Origin of the sequence: Natronolimnobius sp. AArcel1 (genome assembly GCF_011043775.1) — an archaeon.
Classification (GTDB): Archaea; Halobacteriota; Halobacteria; order Halobacteriales; family Natrialbaceae; genus Natronolimnobius.
Genome location: NZ_JAAKXY010000005.1, coordinates 34094 through 58596 on the forward strand (window position 1 = coordinate 34094; position 24503 = coordinate 58596).

A 24503-nucleotide genomic window follows, 5' to 3' on the forward strand; every position below is an offset into this window, starting at 1 on the left:
TTGATTTGGCCGTCCAGTCCCGCTTCGGTCGGCACGGATGTCGCGGGCTCTAAGCCAACGTTGTAGTTGTGGCCAAAGTACGGCCCAGCCTCGAAACCAGCAAAGGAACCTCAGTACCAGACGTACTCGTAGAGGCCGGCGTCAAACTCGACAGTCGCTGCGAGGTCACTATCTGAGTTCGAGACGGTGTATCGACCCTCGTTCAGGTTGGCGAACGCCGCCAGATCGTGGACGTGATCCTCGCTGGGCGGGAACTTACGCATGTCGACGCCGCCGTCGTCAGTCTCGCAAATCGGATACTCGAACTCGGCACCGTTTGGCAAGCGGCGTGTCTCCGGATCGTGGTCGAGGTCGGTGAGCACGTGCTCACGGTCAATATCGAGGGCCGCTGCAGGATTGACGAGCGGTTCGCCAAGCGCAATGTGCTGGAGCCAGGAGTAGTCGACACCGACTTCGCCATTGTTGGTGGCAGTTTCGTCCCACTGCAGCGCCGACACACCGCGTCCGAGGGTGAGTTTTCGTTCGATGTACAGCGGGTAGCAAGTAAGGTCCGTTGAGAGACGAACGCCGACGCGGTCGGCCTCTTCGATGGCCACAACATCGAAAGGGACGAGTGTCGACTCGCCGTGGAGCGCGAGCGTCGCACCGTGTTGGGTCGAAGGGCCGCCCGCAACGGGGAGAACGCTGTTCCATCCACCAGGGCAGTAGTCCATGAATGTGAAGTCATCGTCAGGCGCACCGATCTGGCCAGCCGACGGTGCCCGCCACTCGTGGGGTGCCTCGAGGAGGACGTTCACGTCAGTCTGCTTGTCCCGTATCTCGGTTACGTCGCCTCCTTTTCCGGCCAACATCTCGACGCGAAGGTGCTTGTTCTCGAGAAAGACGGTGTCGATACCACGGCGTTTGTACTCGTCTGAACGGTTAGCTCGGACATTGGTCCAGATGTATTGTCACTCTACAACACCGTTTTTGATGGCTGTGTCTCCATTTTGATGGTCAGTGTAAATTTGCTGACGGCAATAGTCGTTTGAAGGACCATGCTACTAAGTACCGTGGCCATCGGTAGCTATAATTGGTTCCACTCGGAGTTTTTTCGTATGGCAATCGAGAACGTGGCCGTTACCGGCGGCAACGGAAAAATCGGTGAGGCGATCATCAAGCACCTGAACGAGCACGGCTACTACACGATCAACATCGCCCGCGGGAAACAGCGCGAGGATGTCTCAGACGAGTACCGAACGACTGATTTGCTCGACGCCGGCGAAGTGTACGGCTCGATCGCCCGCAGCGATGCCGACGCCATCATCCATATGGGGACGATTCCGTGGCCGACAGAACACCCCGGCTACGTCACCTACGAGAGCAACGTCATGTCATCATATCACATCCTCGAGGCAGCCCACGAACTTGGCCTCGAATCGATTGTTTTGGCCTCGAGCATCAACGTACTCGGCTGTGCCTACCAGGACGCCCCCGTTGAGGTGTTCTCCCTGCCGATGGACGAGGAACATCCGGTGACGCCACGAGATCCGTACGCGATGGCGAAACACGCGATCGAAATCACGGCTGACGGCTTCGGTCGGCTGCCCGATACGCCACAGATCGCGTCGCTTCGGTACCCGTGGGTCGCGACCGAAGATGAGATGAGAGAGACCTTCGTCGAGAAGCCGCGAGATCTCGAGGGGTTGCGTGAAGCCTGGCACCACACTACCCGCGACGTGTTGTTCTCATACCTCCACATCGACGATGGGGCTGAAGTTGCCCGCCTCGCGATGGAAGCCGATTTCGACGGCCACGAACGCTTCTGGACTGTCGCCGCCGACACGACCGCAGAGGAGCCGAGTGGGGTCATCCTTGAGGAGTATTACCCCGGCGCGGAGGTGCGCGAGGAAATTTCGGGGACAGAGTCACTCATCTCGATTGACAAAGCGCGTGAGATGCTCGATTGGGAGCCGACACGGAGCTGGCGTGACCTCTGAATCTCGGGAAGCGCCGCAATTTGGGGTAGCCCCTCCGCATGACTGTGCCGATTGATTGAGAAAATATTTCATGGCTTACATAATCTTTATTCTGGTACCATGAGAAGTATTGACCCGATGTCGGTACTAGAGCAGTTCAACCTAGACGGAGACACAGCGATCGTAACCGGCGGAAACCGTGGAATCGGCAAGGCGATGGCTACCGGACTGTCCGAAATGGGTGCAAATGTCGTCATCGCGAATCGGGACGGCGAGGCGGGCCAGCAGGCAGCGGACGAAATCGCCTCAACAACTGATCAGGAGACGCGAGCGGTGCCAACCGACGTGACCGACGAGGATTCCGTCGTCGCGCTGGTCGATGAAACCGTCGACGCGTTTGATTCTGTCGATGTGTTGATCAACAACGCAGGCGTTGCGTTCCACAAAGCCGCCGAGGAGAAGTCCCTCGAGGAGTGGCAGACGACGATTGACATTAATCTCACTGGTGCATTCTGCTGTGCGAAGTACGCCGGCCTCGAGATGATCGACTCGGGCGGGGGCTCAATCATCAATGTTTCCTCGATGTCGGCATTCATCGCGAACTATCCGCAGAAACACGCGGATTATCAGGCCTCGAAAGCTGGACTTGAGGGATTGAAAACCCAACTCGCGTCGGAGTGGGCCGAGTACGGCATTCGTGTCAATAACATCAATCCCGGTTACGTCAATACAGGGATTCTCTCGGATGATCCGGAGGAGCGCCAGACATGGAAGGACGAGATGTTGCAGACTGAGTTCGCAAAACCGGAAGATATCGCGCCGCTCGCGGTTTATCTTGCCTCCGATGCCTCATCGTATGTCACCGGCGAATCGGTCACCATTGACGGCGGGTACACGGTTCGGTAGAGTTTCAGGTGGCACGGAGCACATTTCTTGTGGCAATTGTGGTTCTTCGACGGTTCGGCCGACTCCGACCGTATCGGCCCTACTCACAGAACGTTGTCGAAACCACAGCTGAGCGCGGCTAAGGTAAACATTTACATGGATGTCTTTCGTGATATTGTACCATAGCCCATGAAAACGAGAGCCGTTGTGATGCAAGAACCCGGCGAGTTCGACGTACAGGAGTTTGAGTTGCCTGAACTTGGACCGAACGACGTATTGATGCGCGTCGAACTCAACGGGGTCTGTGGGACCGATATTCACATCAATGAAGGCGGAATGGATCTGGACTTCCCTGTCCTCCCCGGCCACGAGTTCGCCGGACGGGTCGAGGAACTCGGTGGGAGCGTCGAGAACGACGCCCGTGGGAGGCCCCTCAAGGAGGGTGACCCTATCACGGCGATTCCGTTCTGGCCAGTCGAAGACGACTGGTATTCGGAGAACGTCCCGACCCGCGAGGTGTTGTTTGAAGGGATTACGGGTCTCGGTATGGCACCTACGGAAACGGGTAATGTCGGCGGTATGAGCGAGTACATGGTGCTGCCCGAGGAGGCAGACGTGTATCGTCTCCCCGAGGACATGAATCCTGACCTTGGTGCGCTTGCGGAGCCGCTTTCGATTGGTGTTCGCGCGTACGAACGCGCTACGATGCCGGGATTCCCGGACGTCAACGAGGGCGTCGGCCTTGGCAGTAGTGTGGCCGTGCAGGGTGCGGGTACGATCGGCCTCCTAACGATCGCAGCCGCCCACGCCGGCGGTTCCGGCCAGATTATCGCGATCGATGCCATTGAAGAACGCCTCGAGTTGGCCCGGAAATTCGGCGCGACGGATACTGTCAACATCGCTGAGTACGACGGCGAAGACGAGATTGTCGCCGCGGTCAAAGCCAAAACCGACAGTGGCCATGGACCCACCGCGGTGATTGAGGCGACCGGCATTCCACAAACCGTTCGCCAGGCGATCGAAATCCCCCACGATGGTGGTATCTTCGTTGAGGCAGGTCACTACGCCTACAACGGGGAAGTCGAGATCAATCCGACCCGGATTGTCCAAAAGGAACTGACAATCATTGGTAGCAAGGCCGCACCTGCGAGCCAGTTCAAGACCGCTGTCGAACTTCTCCCGCGATTGGCCGAGGAGATGCCACTCGAGGACCTGTTCAACCACCGAGTGTCGATCGATGACGTTGCAGACGCCTACGAAACCCAGGCTGCCGGAAACGCGCTTCGGGCGTCGATTCATCCACACGGCGTATAAGCCTCCTCTAATCACGGGAGAGAGAAACGACACAGGGATACCGCTGTGGGTGTGCTACAGGGAAATGAAAAGTGGCGGTCACGCTCGTGAGGTGAGCCGAACGACACTAGCCACAAACCGTATGCAGATCGGGGGTGACGACGATGTTTTTAGATTCACGCTCTTTGCAGCGTGTTTCGACTCGGCGACCGTTGGTTCCGGCTTAGGTGTGGGACTGCTTAGTCTCATACTTGCTCAAGATGCGCTTAGCTTCGTCACTATCACAGAATAACCATGTCGACTGTCAGAGAGACGAGTTCGTCACTCAAGAGCCAGAAATCAACCCATACGTTGCCAAGACTACATTTCACTTCCTGACGTATCGGTCTTGCCGTTAACCAGCTGTGGTTGGATACTGTAGCAGAAGTGTCCTGTCCGAAAGAGGGCGAAGACTAACCCGAACACGAGCAGCATGAATCGGTCGTCAGTTCGTCTTGAAATCTATGCAGATTAACGAATACGCGACAGATAGCTAATATAGGGTGCTGTGGTCGATCATACACTAACCATTGGCTGATATATTCAATAGCACACGACGGATGGTTTTCTCAAAAGATGGATTCGGACTGGTGTCCAATACAGTTGAACAACCAGATATTGTTGACAACACGCACACCATTTATGACGATTAAATAACTATCTCTATAGATATACGTCGTTTGTTGCTATCCTCCACTGCAAGAGCAGTTTTCGATAAACAACGAATTTGATAAGGTGTGATGGCCCGAACGTTCACGAGCGGTTCGATTCAGTTTGCTTTGAGTCAATCCAATTACTAAGGCACCCCGTGATGCCTGTTTTCGGCCGGATACCACCACGATCGAGTGTAGTGTCTGCACTTTCAATATTAATGGATGTCTTTTCGATATATTGACCATAATACGGACGTACCTATGTAAACCATAGCCAATTTGATCGGATATTCGGTCCGTTGCTCTTTGTTTTACCCGTAACTCGTATGAGATTGCTTTACCTGTCTCACCTAAATGGTATTTTCTGACATAATCTTCTTTATTACTTATATAGAAATCGATGGGACTAAGATGCACCCGCTCCAATCGACATGATGTGTCCAACTAAGTTGACCAAGTGTTTATGTTGATTGGACGGGTTGGGAATAAATCAAACGCGTGATGGGTATATTATGGCGGATATAATCAATTAATTCGAAGTAATAATATGATCGTTGGCTTGATCTGCGGCGAGTCAATTCCAGGGGACTCTGTAACAAGCGATCACTTGCGGGCGCTCCGCTGACTGCTCACCTACGAGTTATGGAAGCAGTCAACGCACATTTTGAAGGTGTGAAATGACTTTTCGATGAGGTTTCGGTCCGTATAGTCAACCGGACTGTTCAGTTCTAATTGAGCAAAGGCAATCCGATAGCCAAATAGAACTCTTGTCACACCGTGATGATCGTACTTTCCGAATTACCTCCCCGTTCGTAGTTGGTGATTGCAACAACGAGGCGAAGGCACAGCGCAAGAAACACCTGCACTCGTGCGTTCACGCGGCCCCGGGCGTGTGTTCGACCGAGGCTACAGTCCTTGACTGATTCGTTAGTTCGTTCGATGCCCGTCCCTTGGTTGACCGTCTCGTCTAGCGTCGATTGATTCAGTTGAACGTCTTCGTTACGTTCCTCAATGCGGTTTTCGACCCTGTAATCGATTTTTTGGGACCTCAGTGTTTCGCGGGTTATATCAGGTGACTGGCACCGAGCATCAACACCGCCGTCTCTTCTGGGGCTTGTTTGCTCTCGATGAATTCAGCTGCAATCGGTATCTTCGAACGGGTCAAAACGATCGTGCAGCCATAGCCGTAGTAGTACTCTTCAGCCGTTGGATCGTAGCATTTCGATGCGTCTGGATCGGTAGGCATCGCTCTCACGTCTGTCGAATCAATCGAGTAGGTCAAGTCGAGCAGGCCTCGCGAGATGGCCTGCTCGACGAAGTGGTCGAAAACCTCGTCAACGACGTGTTTGAGGTCAGTAAGAAAGCGATCGACCGCGTCTCTCGGCGGCGGTTGATCGAAACCACAGTTGAGCCAGACAACTATGTTGTTCAGTTCTCGCGCAACCGGACGAATGCCGTAGATGGTCTTGTAGTACCAGCAGAAACTCACGTATCATCTCGGGTGGTTTGTGATCTCGTGTTTGCCCCGTCTCCGCCGGGGCGAACACGTCGAACTCTTCGAGAAACTCGAAGGAGAGATGCTCAACCAACGTAGCGTCTCCGTCTCAACGACATTGAAATACGTCTCTACCGTAGGATTCTTTTGTAGGGTCGCTGGGCTCATACCACTTCAGCGTTCACCCTGCTCTCTGGTATGAGAACTGTTCTATGACACCCTCAAACAAAAGTGATTCTCGATTTAACAGTTTGACAAGTGATCCATCTTTGCTCCACCTACTGATTAAATACGCTAATTCAGTCGGATTATCGATAGTCCAGACTACATCACAATCAAATCATACCGCTCGTCTATACGAAGTCGGGACCTGCGCTAGCTATACACCAATTGGCAAAGTGACCGGGTACGATTTACGAGAGTACCCTTGTAATCCAAATTTGAACTCCTACAATATCATTGGAAATCCAATACTATCTGTTATTATTATTTACTCTTTTTTATACTTGGACTCTACTAGCACTCAAACCAAAAAACGTTGGACATAGTGGGGGGCAAATTGATATATGGATTATATGTGTTGGGGCATTAGACATCCTGATTAAAATACCAATTCAGATACTTACTTAGCAAGAGGTTGCAATAGAGAGCCTATATATTGTTTCTAAAACACATACACAATATCCAGATAGATCTCATAAATATTCTAATGTTATTGTCCTATGGGAGAGACCAAATTCTTGCTTATACCCTGTTTGCACCCGGGTATTACTGACCCCTATTATATTCCCCGATGACACTGATTTCGTCTGTTGAAACCTCGAGTATCATGACCTCATGTTAGTGGGGCCCTCAGTATGGTATTGCAGAAACCTACATCGAGAATCACTTACTTCGCATAAACGCACCCAGTGAGGATCCGTTTTGACAAAAGTGGAAGCTGTGAGTCTCGACTGGCCCAAACACATATATACTACTAACATAAACTATAATCTGCAATGGTAGATGAAAGCATAGCAACCAGTAGCATGATCAAGTCAATGAAACGTAGAAGGATTCTACAAACAGCTGGAGTAGTGGGTCTTACAGGCCTCGCAGGCTGTTTCAGTGACGAGGGGGGTGATGACGACTCTACGGGGGGTGACGAACTCCCTGATACGGAAGAGGTTGAGTTCGTTGATACAGAATTCGTGACACCGACCGTGGTGCAGCCAGATAACATCCAGTTCAATCCGTACAACGATAATAATTACTCGTGGCGGGTGGGTCTGGTACTTTTCGACGATCTAGTGTACCAAGAGAAATACAACAACACATTCGAACCTGGTGTTGTGACTGATTGGGCCGTTACGGAAGAGGATGTCTCTCTCGACATTCGTGAGGGACTCTCCTGGCACAATGGAACTGATATTACGGCTGAGGACGTGGTTCGCAAACTCAGACTAGAGTTGCATGACGGAAGTAATCTCGGAAACTACATTGATATTGACACGATCGTAGCCTCTGACGATCACACGGTGGAGATGGAGTTCGATCAACCGTTGGGCGAGACGATGCTGCTCAACTTTTTAATGGAAATTACGCTGGATACGCCTGAAACGTACTATCAGGAGTTTTTGGAAGACTTCGAAGATGGTGGTGACGGAGAAAACGCTGATGGTGAAACGCTTGCAGAGTACACCATCGAAGACCCAATTGGAAGCGGACCGTTTGCTTTTGATCAAACCGTCGAGCAAGAACTCCACCTCGAGTTGTATGAAGCGCACCCTGATGCCGATAACATCAATTTTTCAGGGTACCACTTTCGGTTTCTCGATACCAACGAAGGACGTTGGCAGGAAATCGGAGAGGGTCAAATTGACGGACTCCACAGCGTGTTTACGCCACCAAACATCGTGGATGGGTTCCCAGACCACGTCCAAGAGTTTAGGCTCGACGCCAACTACGGAATGGGAATCTTGTGGAACCACGATCACAAACATTTCGGGCAGCGTGAGGTCCGTCAAGCGATTGCGCACGTAATCGATCGTGAGACGACAGCGGCGAATGCTGGTCCTGACACCGAAGAACCGGTGAACACGCCAACCGGGATTTTGGGTAATCATGACGACACTGCAGACGAGTGGCTCGGTGATTATGCTGAGGACTTCGAACAGTACGATCAAGACACTGATCGTGCGGCCGAACTCCTCGAAAGCGCCGGATTCCAGCGTGATGATGGAACCTGGTATGATGAAGACGACGATCCCCTTGAGTTCCCTGTGAAAGCCCCCGCAGGGTACAGCGATTGGGTTGACGCGATTCAAACGTTTAATGACCATCTGAACGATTTCGGGATTCAAGCAGAGTTCGTCTCTCGGGACGAGGCTGCTTTCTGGGGCCAAGATATCTACGGTGATGAAGGCTTTGACGTCGCCCTTCACGAGTGGGCAAACGTGCAACGCCATCCGTATTTCAGCCTCGAGTGGCTCCTTGACAGCGGGGATAACGAAACCGTTCGAAATTACGATGACAGCGAGATTGAGCTGCCTCCGGTTGGTGAGGACAGCGGATCGGAGACGTTTGTTCCGGCTGAGGATCTCCAGAACCTTGCCATGGCAGATGAGACTGAAGAAGAGCGCGAGTACGCGCAACGACTTGCTTGGGTAGTCAATCAAGACCTCGTGATGCACCCCATCATGGAAAAACAGGATCAATCATTTATTTCGACGGATCGGTTCATGACGACCTCTCTTGATGACCCGGATGCCCACGTCGACTTCCCGACTACGTATTTGCTCCGGCAGGGTAAACTGGTTGCCAGAGAAGAATGAACGTCAAGAGCACTGAGAGAAACATATGAAACGATACCTCGTAGAACGCACCGTACAACTGGTATGTACCATCTTCGCGGTGATGACCCTGACGTTCTTCTTGATCCGGTTACTTCCTGGTGGACCAGCAGATGCCCTACGAGCAAATCTCCTCCAGAATAATCCGGAGATGAGTGCCGATCAGATCAATCGACGCGTCGAAGCACAACTGAATATCATGCCCGATGAGCCGCTCTACATCCAGTACGTCTCGTACGTCTCTGACCTGTTGCGTGGGGATATGGGGGAATCCATGTCACAGGGGAGTCCTGTTACGGAAGTGATTGCTAATGCGGCCCCGTGGACGATTTTTTTCATCGGAACGGGTGTCACAGTCGCATTCGTGCTCGGGATTTCATCTGGGGCAATTATGGCTTACCGCGAAGGCAGTAGGTTCGATAGCGGATCAACTGTCACGGCAATCTTGATGAATTCTATCCCAGACTACATCTACGGGCTCATCTTCCTTTGGTTGCTGTCGTATCAACTCGAGGTCTTCCCAACTGGAGGACGTTATTCCAGTACGACAGAGGCCACGGTTACCCCCCTTGCACCGATCGAAACGCTCACATTCTTTGGGGACGCACTCTGGCATGCTGCGTTGCCAATCACCTCTATCGTTTTGGTCGCTTGGGGCGGCTGGGCCCTCGGGATGCGTGGAAACAGCATCCAGATTCTCGGTGAAGACTACCTTCGTGTTGCCCGTCTCCGTGGGCTACCACAGCGTCGGATCGCGTTACGGTACGTCGGTCGCAATGCGGTGCTTCCGATGTACACGTCAATGTTGATTACGATTGGCTTCCTGCTCGGTGGATCGATTATCATCGAACAGGTGTTTAGTTATCCCGGGATGGGGTACTATATGATCGAGGCGCTGCAGCAACGCGATTATCCGCTGATGATGGGCGTATTCCTTGTCATCACGATCACTGTTGCAATCGCTGTATACATCGCTGACCTTACCTACGGGCTGATTGACCCACGTGCAAGTGTTGGTGATATACAATGAGTAATCAGATGGACTCTGCTGATCTGCTAGAGAGTGACGAGGCCATCGAGACGGTCGCAGACAAAACGCTCAGCAAGCGCGAGCGGTGGACACTCACGATCGAGCGAAGTGTTCTTGCTCCTGCTCGAATTGCTTGGGCAGACCTACGAGCACGCATTGGATTCGTAATAATATCTCTGTTCGTCATGATGGGTGTGCTCGGTACCCGTCTTGTCGGAGAACCGCAAACGAACCAGGGCGAGCGTCTCGAACCCCCGTTCCAAAGCCTTGCACACCCACTGGGAACTGACAGCGTTGGGCGCGACATTTTTGGACAGATCGTTCACGCGACCCCGAACATGCTGTTGATGATCTTAGCTGGCGGTGTGTTTACCACTGTGATGGCGACCGCTGTTGGGACGACCTCGGGCTACCTCGGTGGGAGAACAGATCGAGCGATTATGTCGGTCACCGATATCGTGCTGACGATTCCGGGGCTACCGCTTGTCGTCATCTTGGCTGCAGCACTGACACCCACAAACCCGATCGTGATTGGTGTGATACTGACGATCAATGCGTGGGCCGGTCTGGCTCGAGCCATACGGTCTCAGGTGCTGACGATCCGTGAGAGTTCATATGTCGAAGCATCAAAGGCAATGGGGATGTCGACGTCTTCGGTCGTCCGACGCGATATCCTGCCGAATATTATGCCGTATGTGCTGATCAACTTCGTCACCGCCGCACGAAACGTCATATTCGCGTCCGTTGGACTGTACTTTATTGGTGTTCTCCCGTATGACGATGTCGTTAATTGGGGAGTTATGATTGACCTGGCCTACCAGGGTGGCGGACTTCAATCGATGACAGCAGCACATTGGCTGTTCGCTCCGCTGTTTACGATTACTCTGCTTTCGTTCGGGCTGATCATGTTCGCACAGGGCACCGATCGAATGTTTAATCCACGCGTCCGCGCTCGGCAGTCGACGACCACTGAGAAGAACGGTTCGCGGTCCGATCCTACAGGTGATCACTGATGAGTAAACAAGAAAAAATCAACTCTACGACTAGCCGCACAGAGCCGATTTTGGAGATCCAGAATCTGACCGTTCAATTCGAAATGGACCGCGGGACGTCACGGGTGATCGACGATGTCCACCTTGATATCAATCGAGGCGAAATTATTGGTATCGTTGGTGAATCGGGGTCTGGAAAGTCGATGCTCGCGTCATCGTTACTCGATGCTGTCGTTACTCCCGGTGTCACTCTCGGCGAGATTATCTATCGGTCGACAGACGGCAAGTCAGTCGACGTTCTTGATCTTGGCGAGGAAGAACTTCGGAAGTTCCGTTGGGAAGAGACCTCGATGGTGTTTCAGGGGGCACTTTCTTCGTTCAACCCGACGATGAAGATCCGCGAGCACTTCGAGGAGACACTCGAGGCGCACGGCTATTTGGTTGGCGAGGGAATGGAGCGTGCAGCTAACCTCCTCAACGATCTGTATCTTGATCCAAACAGAGTGTTAGACTCGTACCCACACGAACTCTCCGGCGGGATGAAACAACGAACGCTGATCGCGCTCGCACTCGTACTGGAGCCAGACGTACTCGTCATGGACGAGCCGACCGCAGCACTGGATCTCCTCATGCAGCGCTCAATCGTCAGTCTGCTTGCTGAGATCCGGGATAAGTATGAGCTGACGATGGTGTTTATCACGCACGATCTTCCACTTGTGACGAAACTTGCAGATCGGATTGGTGTTCTGTACGCCTTCGAGCTTGTGGAGCTAGCGGACACGGAAGCGATCCTCCGAGAACCGACACATCCATACACTCGAGCACTGTTGAACGCGACACCGAACCTCGATGCGCCACTGGAAGAGATGCGCCCAATTGAGGGGGCCGCCCCTGATCCAGTAAATGTGCCCGCAGGCTGCTCCTATCATGACCGATGTCCACTAGCGACCGATGAGTGTGAACATGAGCAGCCATCGTTCGAACACGTAAGCGAAACTCACGATGTCGCCTGTCACCACTGGCAGGACGCCGATGAAGTTCCGCTGACAACGGAGGTAGAGCAATGAGCACGGACGAGACGGTTATCTCGCTGTCCGGCGTAGACGTTCACTTCGAGTCGGAAAGTGGAATGAATCCGTTCAAAGAGTCTCAGACGGTCCGTGCCGTCGACGACATCAATATCGAAATTGCTGAAAACGATGTCATCGCTATCGTCGGTGAATCTGGTAGTGGGAAGACAACGCTTGGAAAGACCGCGGTAGGTCTCCAGAAGCCCACCAACGGGACGGTCAGCTATCGGGGACAGGACATCTGGAAAGCCCGCAAACGCTTTTCGAATCCGGACATCCCATTTCCCGAGATCCGCCGGTCGCTCCAGATAATCCATCAGGATCCGGAATCATCGCTCAACCCACACAAATCGGTACGGTCGTCACTCGAACAGCCACTCAAAAAGTGGCAACAAGACCTCGGGCCGGAAGACAGAGAGGCTCGGATTCTGGCCATGCTGGAAAAAGTCGGGATGTCGCCACCACACGACTACGCACAGCGATACCCACATCAGCTGTCCGGTGGGGAGACACAACGTGTCGCTCTCATCCGTGCCCTATTGATGAATCCTGATCTCATTCTCGCAGACGAGGCAGTGTCGGCACTAGATGTGTCCTTGCGGGTGGAGATGATGGATCTCATGTTAGATCTCCAAGACTCGTTCGATACATCGTATCTATTCATCAGTCATGACCTTTCCAACGCTCGGTACGTCGCCGAGCATGCGGATGGGTATCTCGGCGTGATGTATCTTGGCGAACTCGTTGAGTTCGGTCCTGCGAAAGAGGTACTGCAGAATCCGCAACACCCCTACACCAAGGTCTTGCGGTGGGCAACGCCGTCGCTTGAGATCGCCGACGAAACAGAACCACCGGTCCGAAAGATCGACATTCCAGACCCCGTGAATCCACCTTCTGGCTGTCGGTTCCACACGCGGTGTCCGTATGCGACTACGTACTGTCAGGAAACCGCTCCAGACACTCAGTCACTCGGTGATTTGGATCATCGTGCGGTCTGCTATCGAATCGACGAAGATAGCAAGTATTGGAACGCGGAACCGTTGGAGGGTGCACATATTGACCGATGATCACGTCGCTTCAGGTGTCGGACGCAGTGGGGTGGTTCCCTGTTCGCTCGACGCAACGTACAGTCTGGTAAACAACAAATAAACAAACGATACAATGAGTACAAACACACAACGCAAGCAGGAGACGGATAGTATTGATGTCGAACGGAAGCTCGAGCAGCTCACCCTCCGCGAAAAAGCCGGACAACTCGCAGGAACGTATGTTGGAACGATGGATGAAACGAGAACGACAGATGATGTCGTAGAGTTGGTCCGCGATTACGGGCTTGGGTTTGCGACGCCCTTTGGGTACGGTGCCTCGCCGATCAGAGATCCCATCGAGGCCGCCGAAACGGTAAATCGGATCCAGCGGGTTGCCGTCGAAGAGACTGACCACGGTATCCCCTTGATCGTGCCGGTTGATGCGATTCACGGCAACGCCTACCTCCAGCAAGCGACGATCTTCCCGCACAACGCGGGGCTTTCGGCAACGCGGAGCCGAGACCTCGTCTCCAAGATGGGGGAACTCACGGCAACTGAAGTCGCAGTGACCGGCGGGAAGGTGACCTACGGGCCAACCTGTGACGTTGCTCTGGATCCGCGTTGGGGTCGAACGTTTGAAAGTTTCGGCGAATCGGCATACCTCTGTGGCGAACTGGCTGCAGCGAAAGTCAGCGGTGTCTCGGAAGCAAGCGAAGACGTCGCAGCGATGGCGAAACACTTCCCGGCCTATGGCGATCCGAGTCGGGGAGAGGATGCTGCTCCGGTCGATAAGTCGCTGTCATCGATTCGACGCGACTTCCTTCGTGCATTCGAGCCTGTGATTGATGCCGGTGTCGATGGGGTGATGCCGAGTTACAACTCGATCAACGGCATTCCTTCGCACGCATCTCAACACTTCCTTCGAGACGTCCTCCGCGATGAACTGGAATTTGACGGCTACGTTGCTTCGGACTGGAATGGGGTGAACATGCTCCACCAGCACCACGGTGTGGCGAGTGGTCCACGCGAATCGATCAAACGAGCGACCGAAGCTGGCGTTGATGTTCACTCATTGGGCGAGGGCGAACACGTAGAACATGTTGTCTCCCTCGTCGAATCCGGCGAGATTGACGAAGCACTCGTCGACGAATCTGTTCGTCGGATCCTTACGCTCAAAGACGAACTTGGCCTCTTTGGCGATCCGTATGTCGACGTAGACCGTGTGGAGACGTCGCTTGGCTGTGAAGAACACCAACAGGTCAGTCTCGAAGCTGCTCGTCAGTCGATGACGCTCCTGCGAAACGAGGACGAAACCCTTCCCTTCTCACCGGAGGTGGATGAGGTGCTCGTGACCGGTCCAAACGCAGACGAACTCTCACATCAAGTCGGCGGTTGGAGTCTCAAACCCGACGAAGGATTAGAAGGAGAGACGGTCCTCGACGGGGTAGCGTCTGTCGTATCCGATGACACAACAGTAACGTACGAACCTGGTTCGGGGATCCGAGAACCGGTCGATATCGAGGCGGCAGCCACCGCCGCTTCGGACGCCGATGCTGCGGTTGTTGTACTCGGCGAGAACTGGTATATTCACGAGTTTGGCCCACAGGACGTGACTGGATCGACCGGAGAATTCCCTAAGCGGAGTACGCTCTCGTTGCCGTCCGCCCAGCGTGAGTTACTCGAGGCGATTATGGATACTGGTACCCCTGTTGCTCTCGTGATGATCTCTGGTCGGCCACTCGCAGTTCCCTGGGCCGCCGAAAACGTCCCTGCGATTGTCCAGGCGTACTATCCTGGGAGTGCTGGTGGCCTCGCAGTGGCGGAGACTGTGTTTGGTCAGGTCAATCCAAGCGGGTCGTTGCCGGTTTCGGTCCCCCGGTCAACGGGTCATCTTCCGGTGCGGCACAATTATCTTCCTGGACCAGCGCCGATTGGTGACGACGAACAAGAGCCGTCGTACGATCCGTTGTGGGAATTCGGCCATGGACTGTCGTATACGGAGTTCGAATACCGGTCGTTCGAAGTTGACACAACGACTGTTAGTAACGGTGACACAGTCACAGTTGACGTCACACTTGCTAACACTGGTGATCGATCCGGGGCGACTGCAGTGCACATCTTCGTGAGTCATCCAGTGAGTTCTGTCGTGACGCCAGTCAAGCAACTGGTCGGGTTTGATCGCATAGAGCTAGCCCCCGGTGAAGAACGGACAACCTCGCTCGAGGTGGACGCAAAGCAGTTTGGCGTTGTCAAGCCGGATGGGACGTCCGTCCTCGAACCCGGATCCGTCGAACTCTCGTGCGGTGAGATGACTCGTACGCTCGAAATCGAATAGCGACGCCAACTGACGGCGATACCTCCTTGTTCAGTTTTATCGGTTACCGAAAGGATGAGATCGATTTTCCGTCGTGTTCAATGGCGATGACATCGATCCGATGCGCTTCAATATCCTCAAACACAGCACCCCAACCACCGACGTTGACTAGTTGATCACCGGTGTCGACTAGCATAGTCGTATAGGTTCCCAACTCTGAAAGTGATAATCGAGTCATGTTTGGTTGTCTATGTGGGTATGTCATTGATTCTACAGTCCCTGTCACAGTAATTTCGGAGCTGGTTTGAATTTCCGATCCTTTGATCCAAATTGTCACCTCGTACCCGTCGTCCTGTATTAGCGAATAGAAATCGCGGAAGAACTCCTTGAGAGTCACGTATGAAATTATCGTCGGCTCGTCACGATAGACTGTTGGATAGAGATTCCAAAGGCAGGTCAGGAAGTACCAGTGGAAAATAAACGGGAGGATTCGATCGTGAATCAACACTCCGTATGTCTCGTCGGATCGACTATTTGGCGCGAAACAGATCCGGTGTCTATCGATGATTACCAGAAACGGCCCAGGTATTGAACACACTCGTAGCTCCGAGACGGCCCCTTTGAGCATCTGATCATCGATGGGCACGTCATTGTGATCCTGGAGGTAGAGTGCGGTTCTGACGACAACCCCTCTATCTCGAGCAATCCGAAGCTCCGGGAGCAACTCTTTCAGTTGAGCGGGTGTCGCAGCAATTTCGACAACGCTATCCGCATCTTCAATCTTACTGATGGCCTGCTCAACGGCGGTTTCTGGATGTTTTGTGACGCTGATTCGGTAATCAACAGTGTCCGGTTCTTGATATCGGTCCGTGATATCTTCAGCTGCATCTGCTAACAGTTGCCCTCTTGACGTCAAGTTCTCAACTACTTCCTCCGGCGGCTTCGGTTGTGCATACAGTTTTTCTTGATCCATCGTCTCGATATAGCCGTGTTTTTCCAGACTCCGAAGGACATCGTATATCTGAGAAGATGAAACAGAGCACTTGCGGGCGATTTCGACGGCCGGTGCCGTACCGAGACCGAGTAGTGTCAGGTAAGCGTCCGCCTGATACTCGGTCAGTCCGGCGTACTTCAGCGCTTGCTCAGTGAGTTCACGGTCCATAGCTGGCCATTGTCCTCGGATATCAAAACCCTATGGTATGAGACGAGCCACGTCAAGCGTATCTGGAACGCTCACTATCGCTTGCGACAACGGTAGACGACGTACGAACAGACGCCCGTCGTTGAACCAATGATAAGCAGATTGAATGTCATAATTCCACGGGTATAGCCATCAAAAGAGCCAAACATGAACGAGAATGCGATTAATCCAAGTAGCATCGTGTTTACTCCGAGTATCGCGAACCAGGCCGTTTTGTAGGCGCAGACGTGTCTCCAGAATCGTTCGCTGAATGACTCAGCTGAATCCATATATCGACACAGATGAGCCCTCGGCATTTTGTTTTACCGTTTCGATTGGACAGTGAGCAGTCTGTAATCAGTGACGCACACCCCAGCGACCCAAAGTTATTTACAATAGATCGTGATATTTGACTCGCATGGTAGTTCATAGTTCAATGAACGCGCCAGTGAGAGTTCTCTCGAGCAAGTTACTCACCGCTGATCGGCAGTGGACGATGGAGAGGCACCAATGACTGACGAAGAAGCCAGGTACGCGACATCGCGACGGGCGTACTGTGCGGCACTTGGTACGGTTTCATTCACCAGCACGACCGGTTTGGCCGGTGCGTCCGGTTCCCGCCGCAGCGAGACGTCGGCTGACAATGGCGGCTATCACGACGACCCACCGTCGGATGCAGAGACGCACGACTACGGGCGATATACAACCGATGACTTCGGTGATCAGCCCGTGCCGACGAACGACTGGTACTCGACGATTCCGTTAGAGGGGCTCGGTGCCGAGGACGCAATCACCGGCAGCGACGCGCTAATCGCCGCCCACCCTCTCGTTTTTCGAACGCAGGAGGCCGGACTCGAGGTGGGTCATCCGACAGACTGGGAGACAAACTGGGATGCTGACGCTCAGGTTGGCGACGCATGGATGAACACGAGCACGGACCTAACGGTACGGCACGCAGACGCAGAAAGTCATGACGAGGTCGCGCTCGATGCCCATGGGGACTGGTCGGTGAGCGCGCTGTGGGACGAGGGGACGGCAACTGCGCTCCGAACGACGATTGCTCAGGGTTCACCGTTCGTTTTCTGTGAGGCGGACGGGGGTGTCACTCTCGAGTTCGCGGCTGAGGCCGAGGTCTTCGCGGACGAGGGGAGCGTCGTTGGCATCACACTCGCCGGGAATGACTATGGACTCTACGCGCCCGCTGCGAACGACTGGTCGGTCGCGGACGAAACCGCATCCACTGCTGGTGAGTACTGTACGATTGCACTCTTGCCCGATCCCGACTTCCTCGGTACGTTCGAGAAGTACGCGTATAACCACGTCACCGACACGGTCTTCGACTGGGCGTACGACCGCGAGGGGGCCAACGCAACCACTGCGTTTGCCTTCGAGACCGAACCATTCCCAGAGAGTACCGCGTCGGGCACGGTTACCGCACTGTACCCCCACCAGTGGAAATATGCGGACGACGCAGACCTTGCGGAGTTGGACGCCACGTACCCCTCCCCGCGGGGCGAGATGCGCCTCGTGGCCGGCGAGTCGTTCTCGGTGTCCTACGACTACGGCGGAACTCTCCCGTTCCTCCCCGACGTAGGCGACTACGACGATGATCGGCTCGAGGGGTTGCTTGCGGACGTTGACGAGGACATCGCCGGCGGCATCGATCAGGACACGTACAACTTCGGGAAGGACGCCGCGAGCCGGCTGGCGAAGACCGCGGCGGTCGCCGATCAGGTTGGGTTCGAAGAGAAACGTGACGCGATGCTCGAGTCGGTCCGGATGGGACTCGAGGAGTGGTTCACGCCGTCGGACTCGGCGACGTTCTACTACGACGACTCGCTGGGCGTTCTCCAGGGAATACCGAGCAGCCACGGGTCAGTGGCGGAACTCAACGACCACCACTTCCACTATGGTCAGTACGTCTGGGCGGCCGCCCGGATTGCCCGGCACGACCCTGAGTGGGCCGGTACCGACGAGTGGGGAGGTATGGTCGAAGAGTTGATCCGTGACTACGCGAACCCGGATCGGGACGACGACCAGTACCCGTTCAACCGTAACTTCAGTGTCTACGCTGGCCACTCATGGGCCCACGGCTCCGGCGGGTTCGACCGCGGGAACAACCAGGAATCATCTTCAGAGGCGCTGCAATCGTATGCGGCGATGATCGAGTGGGGCGAGTACACCGGTAATACTGAGATCCGAGACTTCGGAATCGTCCTTTACTCTACCCACATCCGAGCGGTCCGTGAGTACTGGTTCGATGCCGACGAGGAAACCTTCCCAGACGACTGGGAGACAGATTTTGCAGGTATCGTCTGGGGAGACGGCGTTGCCCACTCGACGTGGTGGACTGCCGACAGTGAGGCCGTGTTTGGGATAAACATGCTCCCATTATCGGGCTACTCGATGCACCTCGGCTGGGACGAGGCGGCAGCCGAACGCACGTTCGATGAAATCGCTTCTCTCAAAGACGATGAGTTCACGTATTGGCCTGACATCATGTGGATGTACCGAGCGTTTTCTGACAGCGAAGACGCTATTGAACGGTTTGAATCACGGTCTGATGACTATAGTCCGGAGTCCGCACAGGAACCGGCACACACGCTCTACTGGCTGTACGCACTTGACACAATGGGAAGTCCGGATCTGTCAGTGACGGCTGACACTCCCCTCTACACCGTCTTTAGCAACGGTGAAAAGCGAACTTACGTTGCCTACAACGCTGCCAACACAGAGACGACGGTGACTTTCTCGGATGGAACTAAGCTCAATGTTCCAGCGAATGCGATGGCTACGTCGACCGCTAAATCCAATGATGACGAACGTGGTCCACCTGAACACGCCGGACCACCGAGTGAAAACGATACGCGTGGCCCACCGGAACACGCCGGTCCGCCAGAACACGCTGAACCGTCGAAGTAAGCGGTTTGGGACTGTTGACGCGGTCGTGTTTGGTTTAGCGAGTTCCACCAGACGGCGAAGGCTTACAACCATGTTTCGGCAGTCGCTGGATCGACGTTGTTGAAACTATTCCTGAGCGATGAGGTTTACGGCACTGTCTAGTTTAGCACCTCCTCAACCGGCGTTCGTCCATCGAGCGATTGATGGGGTCTCTGGCGATTGTAGTAATGCACAAATTGTTCAATTCATTCACGGGCGCTCCGCCGACTGCCCACCCACGAATTATGGAAACGGTCGACGCGTATTTTGAATGTGTGAAACCACTTTTCGATAAGGTTTCGGTCGATATAGTTAACCCGACCGTTCAATCATAACCGAGCAAGGGCACTCCGATATCCAAATTGATCGACGAGAAACACCGCATCGGAGAGATCATGTTTCTCGCGGAGTCTATGCAGAAATGCAGCCGCTGGATCGGTGCCGTGTCGACCGAACAATTGAGCGTCGAGAATCAACTTTGTGTCGAGGTCTATTGCAGTGTACAACCAAGACCATTCACCGTTTATTTTGACAGCAGTCTCATCTTGAGAGTGACAAGAGCAGTACGTCAGCGGACTACTCTTATCAACGGCGTAACTGAGATGCATTGGGTTCAGATGGAGGAACCCTCTCCTCTCATCTTTAACCAACAAATCTCGAATGTGCTTTGTTGGTTAAGTCCTATTCTCTTGGAACCGCCCGAAAGCAGCGAGGAAGACGACAATCGCCAGTAGCGTGATACCAACGCTGAATCCCGATGTTCCATCGTCGACGTCTTCGGTCACACTATTCTCACCACTGTCCCCGGCGCTCGAGACACCATCATCATCCACGTCAGATGTCTCATTACCCCCCATTTCGTCAGAAGTCGAGCTGGGGGTCTCCGCATTAGGCACGCCAACACCAACTGCAAACTGCGAGAACCCATCGACGGCGGCACTGAAGCGTATTTCGTCGCTCGTTTCATCGATAACTGTCGTCTCGAGTGATCGCCACTCGTTCGCGTCGGGGTCGAAGTGGTACAATGAGACCGCATCGAGGTCACCGTCGGCAGTCTCGAGCGCTTCGATCGGAGCGGTGAACTCGATCGTCGCCGAATCGAACTGGCCAGGTTCGAAGTCGGTGCCAATTTGGAGGTGGCCAACTGCCTCGAGACCCTGGTCTAGGTCGCGAACGTCGTCGGTGGTCGGCGTGTTGCTCTCACGGATCGTTAGCGCCGTGTCGATCGACTCGGAGAATGTGATCTCGAGTTGTTCGGTCGTCGCTATTGGGCTGTCCTCGGCTGCAGTGTCGTCGGTGAAAAACCGGAGTTCGATCGTTTGGGTATTGCTGAATTCAAGGTGTGATTCAGAGACGCCGTCGCTAACGGAGGGAGTGACGTCGGCCCGAAGTTCATCACCCACAGTCCGAACCGATGTCGTCCCGTCGCCGTCTACTGCCGTGCTGGAACTGCTCGTCCCGCCTCCAGTCGCGGCGTCGGGTACGGCTTCGACGGTCACCACCTCGCTGTCAGTGTCGTCGCCGCTCGTCACGGTCACGCTTCCCGTACCGGCGTCGCTGACCGCGGTGTCCCATTGCAGGGTACGCTCCTCGGAGTCACCGCTCTCGAGTGTGACCGCTTGGGTGTCCCGCTCGTCGCCGTCGAAATCACGCAGTTCGACAGTCCGGTCGCCGTCTGCGGCCCAGTTAGTGACGTTTGCGGTCACCTCGAGGGGTTCGCCCTCGTCAACTGGTGCGTTGGTATCGGTGACGTTCACCCCGTAGAACGGTTCGGTGTCTTGCCAGGCGAGCGCTGGGTAGGCGCCGGTGGCGTGCCAGGAGCCCTGGGTGCTCTCAGCGGGGAACTCGAAGCCGGACATGAGCGCGGTAGCGTTTGCGCCGGTCATCTGGTCGGTGGTGAGGCCTTCCCCACCCCCGGCTGAGTCGTCTTGGCCAGTCGTTTCAGTGTCCCAGTAGGAGCCTTCGACATCGCTTTCGGTGTCGTGGAAGCCAACCAGCCCGCCAGCCGTCGTTCCGTTGACAGTGCCAGTGGCGTACGACTCGCTGACTGTGCCCTCGGTGTTGTAGCCGACCAGCCCGCCGACATAGGTGTCTCCTTTGACAGTTCCTGTGGCGTACGACTCGCTGACTGTGCCATCGTTGTAGCTGATCAGCCCACCGACAGTATTCCCACTTCCTTTGACATCACCGGTTACGTACGACTCGCTGATCGTGCCATTGTTGTAGCCGACCAGCCCGCCGACATTGTTTTGTCCATGAATTTTGATATCATCGAGTCCAACCTTCTCGATGGTTGCATCGTCTGTGTACCCAAACAGGCCTATAACGTCCTCTTCGCGATCGATTGTAAGATTCGAAATCGTGTACTCGCTGCCGTTGAACCAGCCCGTGAACTCCTCGCCGTCCTCACCAATTGATTCGAATCCGTGACCATTGTTAACCGCTGCATCGGCCACGTCTTCGTAGCCAGCCGTCTCTGTGTCAAGGTCGTTTGCCAGCGTGAAGTTCGCGTCCAGGTTCTCGCGAACGTTGTCGAGATGGTACCAGTCTTCGATCACGTAGGGGTCGTCCTCGCCGTTGCCGTCCGCGTATAGCGTGGCGTTCGGTGCTGGGTCCTGTGGATTGTTTTGGAGGGTAGGATAGTACTCGAGGGCCCCGTTGGCAGAATCACCCTCGGATACGTCCCACGACTCCTCAAAGTCAAATTTCATGCTGTCTTCGGCACTGTCGCCAGTCATCTCTCCAGTGGTGAGTCCCTCACCGTTGCCGCCAGATGCTGATTGACCCGTAGTCTGTGTGTCCCAGTAGGAGTCGGAGACGTCACCGTCGTCGTATCCGACGAGTCCACCGAGCGTCGTAACGCCGTCGACAGTGTCGACGGCCCCAATCGCGTACGAGCCCGCACCCGTTGCGTAGGAGTGAGACACCGTCCCCTCGTTCACACCGACCAGCCCGCCCAGGTTGTAACCCCCATCGACGTCGACGCTGGCGACGGACTCCGTTACCGTCCCGCCGTTACTGCCGACAACGCCACCCTGTGTATGGTGGGAACCCTGTAGATCTCCAGAAACCGTGGTTCTCGTTACGTCTCCGGAGACGAGGTTTCCGACTGCTCCCCCGAAAATTGAGGTCCCATCGAGGCTGAGGTCCACAGTGGCGTTAGTTATTGAGGTCTCTTGGCCATACCCTACAACTCCTCCCGTCCCCGCTCTGCCAGCGACCGATCCCTGAACGAAAACGTCGGTCACGTCCGTATCGATCGCCGACCCGATGATTCCGCCGGTGTAACACAGGCCGTTGGAGTCACACTGGCCGCCGGAGACATCGATCGCTTCGAAGTGGACGTCCGCTATCGTCGCCCCGTCGGTACCCCCGAACAGTCCAGTCTCGTCCTCGTCGCTGTCGATGACCAGATTCGAAATCGTGTGGCCGTCACCACTGAACTCACCCTCGAACGGACTATCTTGACAGACACCGCTGTTGACATCTCCGCACTCACCGATCGGCTCGAAGCCATCCTCGCCATCCCACTTCTCAGTCCCAGAGGCATCGATAGTAAGCGCGAGTCGGTAGTCATCAGCCAGCGAGCCACTATCGAGGCCAATTGCCTGCAACACCTTGTCGCTGGTGACGAGTTTGACATCCCCGTCCGTCTCCATCTCCTCGAGAAGCCGCTCTTTTTCAGCATCGTCTGGTTCCGTGAAGTGCGGTGTCGACGTCGTGCGGGCGTTGTTCTGCAGGTCTGGGTAGTCACCGACGACGGTAGTCCAGGTGTCGTCGAAGTCGAGGCCGTCGCCTGGCTCAGTCATGTTGCCATTGCTGCCGTCATAGGCCCACCTACCCTGCATCTCTTGGGTGCTAAGGCCGTTGACCTCGTCGACATCATGATCGCCATTACCGATGCCGTCGTTATCACCGCTCAACCCACTTCGTTCGGTGTCCCAGTATGATTTCTCGACTGTTCCGTTGAAGTCGTCGAGGTTGAAGCCGACCAGCCCACCGATATCATCGTCTCCTGTGATAGTCCCAGTGGCGTAGGACTGCTCGAGTGTGCCCCGGTTGAAGCCGACCAGCCCGCCGACATTGTTTCCGTCTCCTGTGACAGTCCCGGTGGCGTACGACTCGCTGACTGTGCCTTCATCACTGTTCCAGCCGACCAGCCCGCCAACATGGACGTATCCTGTGACAGTACCAGTGGCGTACGACTCGCTCACTCCGCCAAAGTTGTCGCCGACCAGCCCGCCGACCGATAGGTCTCCTGTGACAGTCCCGGTGGCGTACGACTCGCTGACTGTGCCGTCGTTGTCGCCGACCAATCCGCCGACATCATTGTTACCGTGGATGTCGACATCTTCTAGTCCGACGTTCTCGATGCTCGCGTCTTCGTCAGTCCCACCAAACAGGCCCACATGGTTCTCGCCACTGCGGTTGATGATGAGATGCGAAATGGTGTGCTCGTCACCGTCGAACGCTCCTGTGAATCTGTCTATATCATCTCCAATCGGGTCGAAGCCATCCCCATCGTTCCAGTTCTCGGTATCGCTCGAATCAATATCGTTCCCGAGTTCGTAGTGTGCACTCAGATTACCACTCATCGCCTGCAACTCCGAGGCGTTCGTGATGATGTAGGGATCACCGTCGACACCCTCACCGTCCAGATCAGTATCGGGATCGAGGTCGACCGAATCGGCCGCTACCGCTCCCACAATTCCGACAGCGAAAACGCTTGCTGCGATGATAAAAACCATCGCCCCTAACCAAAGGACTCTCATTGCCCCTCCGGGGCCAGTATTGG

General features: G+C 54.7%; 13 protein-coding genes and 3 pseudogenes. 10 read left to right on the forward strand and 6 right to left on the reverse strand.

Features of this window, described 5'->3' with window-relative positions:
* Window positions 1-110: 110 nt before the first annotated feature.
* A complete protein-coding gene (locus G6M89_RS15385; protein ID WP_165163181.1) occupies window positions 111-944 on the reverse strand; it encodes a DUF4432 family protein in 834 nt (277 codons plus the stop codon).
* A 153-nt stretch (window positions 945-1097) separates the two neighbouring features.
* On the opposite strand from G6M89_RS15385, the gene G6M89_RS15390 reads away from it, so the two are divergent.
* From G6M89_RS15390 to G6M89_RS15400, 3 genes are all read left to right on the forward strand, one after another.
* The gene (locus tag G6M89_RS15390) at window positions 1098-1979 is read left to right on the forward strand and encodes an NAD(P)-dependent oxidoreductase (protein WP_165162781.1); all 882 of its coding nucleotides are present in this window, start codon (window positions 1098-1100) and stop codon (window positions 1977-1979) included.
* Window positions 1980-2096: 117 nt separating this feature from the next.
* Window positions 2097-2864, forward strand: a complete 768-nt coding sequence (locus G6M89_RS15395) for an SDR family NAD(P)-dependent oxidoreductase (protein WP_165162782.1) — start codon at window positions 2097-2099, stop codon at window positions 2862-2864.
* A 189-nt stretch (window positions 2865-3053) separates the two neighbouring features.
* On the forward strand, window positions 3054-4157 hold the full coding sequence (locus G6M89_RS15400) for a zinc-binding dehydrogenase (RefSeq protein WP_165162783.1): 1104 nt from the start codon (window positions 3054-3056) through the stop codon (window positions 4155-4157).
* Between the two features lie 1307 nt (window positions 4158-5464).
* On the opposite strand, the pseudogene G6M89_RS15405 reads toward G6M89_RS15400, so the two are convergent.
* Together G6M89_RS15405 and G6M89_RS15410 are read right to left on the reverse strand one after the other, a co-directional pair.
* A pseudogene (locus G6M89_RS15405) lies at window positions 5465-5587 on the reverse strand (IS6 family transposase); the annotation flags it as partial.
* 11 nt (window positions 5588-5598) lie between these two features.
* Window positions 5599-6491: pseudogene (locus G6M89_RS15410) on the reverse strand (IS5/IS1182 family transposase).
* 908 nt (window positions 6492-7399) lie between these two features.
* On the opposite strand from G6M89_RS15410, the gene G6M89_RS15415 reads away from it, so the two are divergent.
* The 6 genes from G6M89_RS15415 to G6M89_RS15440 all read left to right on the forward strand — a co-directional run bounded on the left by G6M89_RS15415 (window position 7400) and on the right by G6M89_RS15440 (window position 15609).
* Entirely contained in the window at window positions 7400-9136 is a 1737-nt protein-coding gene (locus G6M89_RS15415; protein ID WP_165162784.1) for an ABC transporter substrate-binding protein, read from the forward strand.
* A gap of 25 nt (window positions 9137-9161) precedes the next feature.
* The gene (locus tag G6M89_RS15420) at window positions 9162-10184 is read left to right on the forward strand and encodes an ABC transporter permease (RefSeq protein ID WP_165162785.1); all 1023 of its coding nucleotides are present in this window, start codon (window positions 9162-9164) and stop codon (window positions 10182-10184) included.
* Window positions 10181-11197, forward strand: a complete 1017-nt coding sequence (locus tag G6M89_RS15425; RefSeq protein ID WP_165162786.1) for an ABC transporter permease — start codon at window positions 10181-10183, stop codon at window positions 11195-11197. Before G6M89_RS15420 ends, G6M89_RS15425 begins: the two co-directional genes overlap by 4 nt.
* On the forward strand, window positions 11197-12243 hold the full coding sequence (locus G6M89_RS22780; protein ID WP_165162787.1) for an ABC transporter ATP-binding protein: 1047 nt from the start codon (window positions 11197-11199) through the stop codon (window positions 12241-12243). The genes G6M89_RS15425 and G6M89_RS22780 overlap by 1 nt, the downstream gene beginning before the upstream one ends.
* Window positions 12240-13313, forward strand: coding sequence for an oligopeptide/dipeptide ABC transporter ATP-binding protein (locus G6M89_RS22785; protein ID WP_165162788.1), 1074 nt, complete (start codon window positions 12240-12242; stop codon window positions 13311-13313). The genes G6M89_RS22780 and G6M89_RS22785 overlap by 4 nt, the downstream gene beginning before the upstream one ends.
* 94 nt (window positions 13314-13407) lie before the next feature.
* A complete protein-coding gene (locus G6M89_RS15440; RefSeq protein WP_165162789.1) occupies window positions 13408-15609 on the forward strand; it encodes a glycoside hydrolase family 3 N-terminal domain-containing protein in 2202 nt (733 codons plus the stop codon).
* A gap of 43 nt (window positions 15610-15652) precedes the next feature.
* On the opposite strand, the gene G6M89_RS15445 is transcribed toward G6M89_RS15440, so the two are convergent.
* A complete protein-coding gene (locus G6M89_RS15445) occupies window positions 15653-16750 on the reverse strand; it encodes a TrmB family transcriptional regulator (protein WP_165162790.1) in 1098 nt (365 codons plus the stop codon).
* 528 nt (window positions 16751-17278) lie between these two features.
* On the opposite strand from G6M89_RS15445, the gene G6M89_RS15450 reads away from it, so the two are divergent.
* On the forward strand, window positions 17279-19690 hold the full coding sequence (locus G6M89_RS15450; RefSeq protein ID WP_165162791.1) for a glycosyl hydrolase: 2412 nt from the start codon (window positions 17279-17281) through the stop codon (window positions 19688-19690).
* A 137-nt stretch (window positions 19691-19827) separates the two neighbouring features.
* Here G6M89_RS15450 and G6M89_RS15455 read toward each other — a convergent pair.
* Window positions 19828-20253: pseudogene (locus G6M89_RS15455) on the reverse strand (IS6 family transposase); the annotation flags it as partial.
* A gap of 129 nt (window positions 20254-20382) precedes the next feature.
* Entirely contained in the window at window positions 20383-24480 is a 4098-nt protein-coding gene (locus G6M89_RS15460) for a GLUG motif-containing protein (RefSeq protein ID WP_165162792.1), read from the reverse strand.
* Window positions 24481-24503: the final 23 nt, after the last annotated feature.

What these genes read in the sequence shown, in the direction of transcription:
- G6M89_RS15390 (WP_165162781.1), top strand. Translation starts at nt 1,098, where the DNA reads ATGGCAATCGAGAACGTGGCCGTTACCGGCGGCAACGGAAAAATCGGT.
- G6M89_RS15395 (WP_165162782.1), top strand. Translation starts at nt 2,097, where the DNA reads ATGTCGGTACTAGAGCAGTTCAACCTAGACGGAGACACAGCGATCGTA.
- G6M89_RS15400 (WP_165162783.1), top strand. Translation starts at nt 3,054, where the DNA reads ATGCAAGAACCCGGCGAGTTCGACGTACAGGAGTTTGAGTTGCCTGAA.
- G6M89_RS15420 (WP_165162785.1), top strand. Translation starts at nt 9,162, where the DNA reads ATGAAACGATACCTCGTAGAACGCACCGTACAACTGGTATGTACCATC.
- G6M89_RS15425 (WP_165162786.1), top strand. Translation starts at nt 10,181, where the DNA reads ATGAGTAATCAGATGGACTCTGCTGATCTGCTAGAGAGTGACGAGGCC.
- G6M89_RS22780 (WP_165162787.1), top strand. Translation starts at nt 11,197, where the DNA reads ATGAGTAAACAAGAAAAAATCAACTCTACGACTAGCCGCACAGAGCCG.
- G6M89_RS22785 (WP_165162788.1), top strand. Translation starts at nt 12,240, where the DNA reads ATGAGCACGGACGAGACGGTTATCTCGCTGTCCGGCGTAGACGTTCAC.
- G6M89_RS15440 (WP_165162789.1), top strand. Translation starts at nt 13,408, where the DNA reads ATGAGTACAAACACACAACGCAAGCAGGAGACGGATAGTATTGATGTC.
- G6M89_RS15445 (WP_165162790.1), bottom strand. Translation starts at nt 16,750, where the DNA reads ATGGACCGTGAACTCACTGAGCAAGCGCTGAAGTACGCCGGACTGACC.
- G6M89_RS15450 (WP_165162791.1), top strand. Translation starts at nt 17,279, where the DNA reads ATGACTGACGAAGAAGCCAGGTACGCGACATCGCGACGGGCGTACTGT.
- G6M89_RS15460 (WP_165162792.1), bottom strand. Translation starts at nt 24,480, where the DNA reads ATGAGAGTCCTTTGGTTAGGGGCGATGGTTTTTATCATCGCAGCAAGC.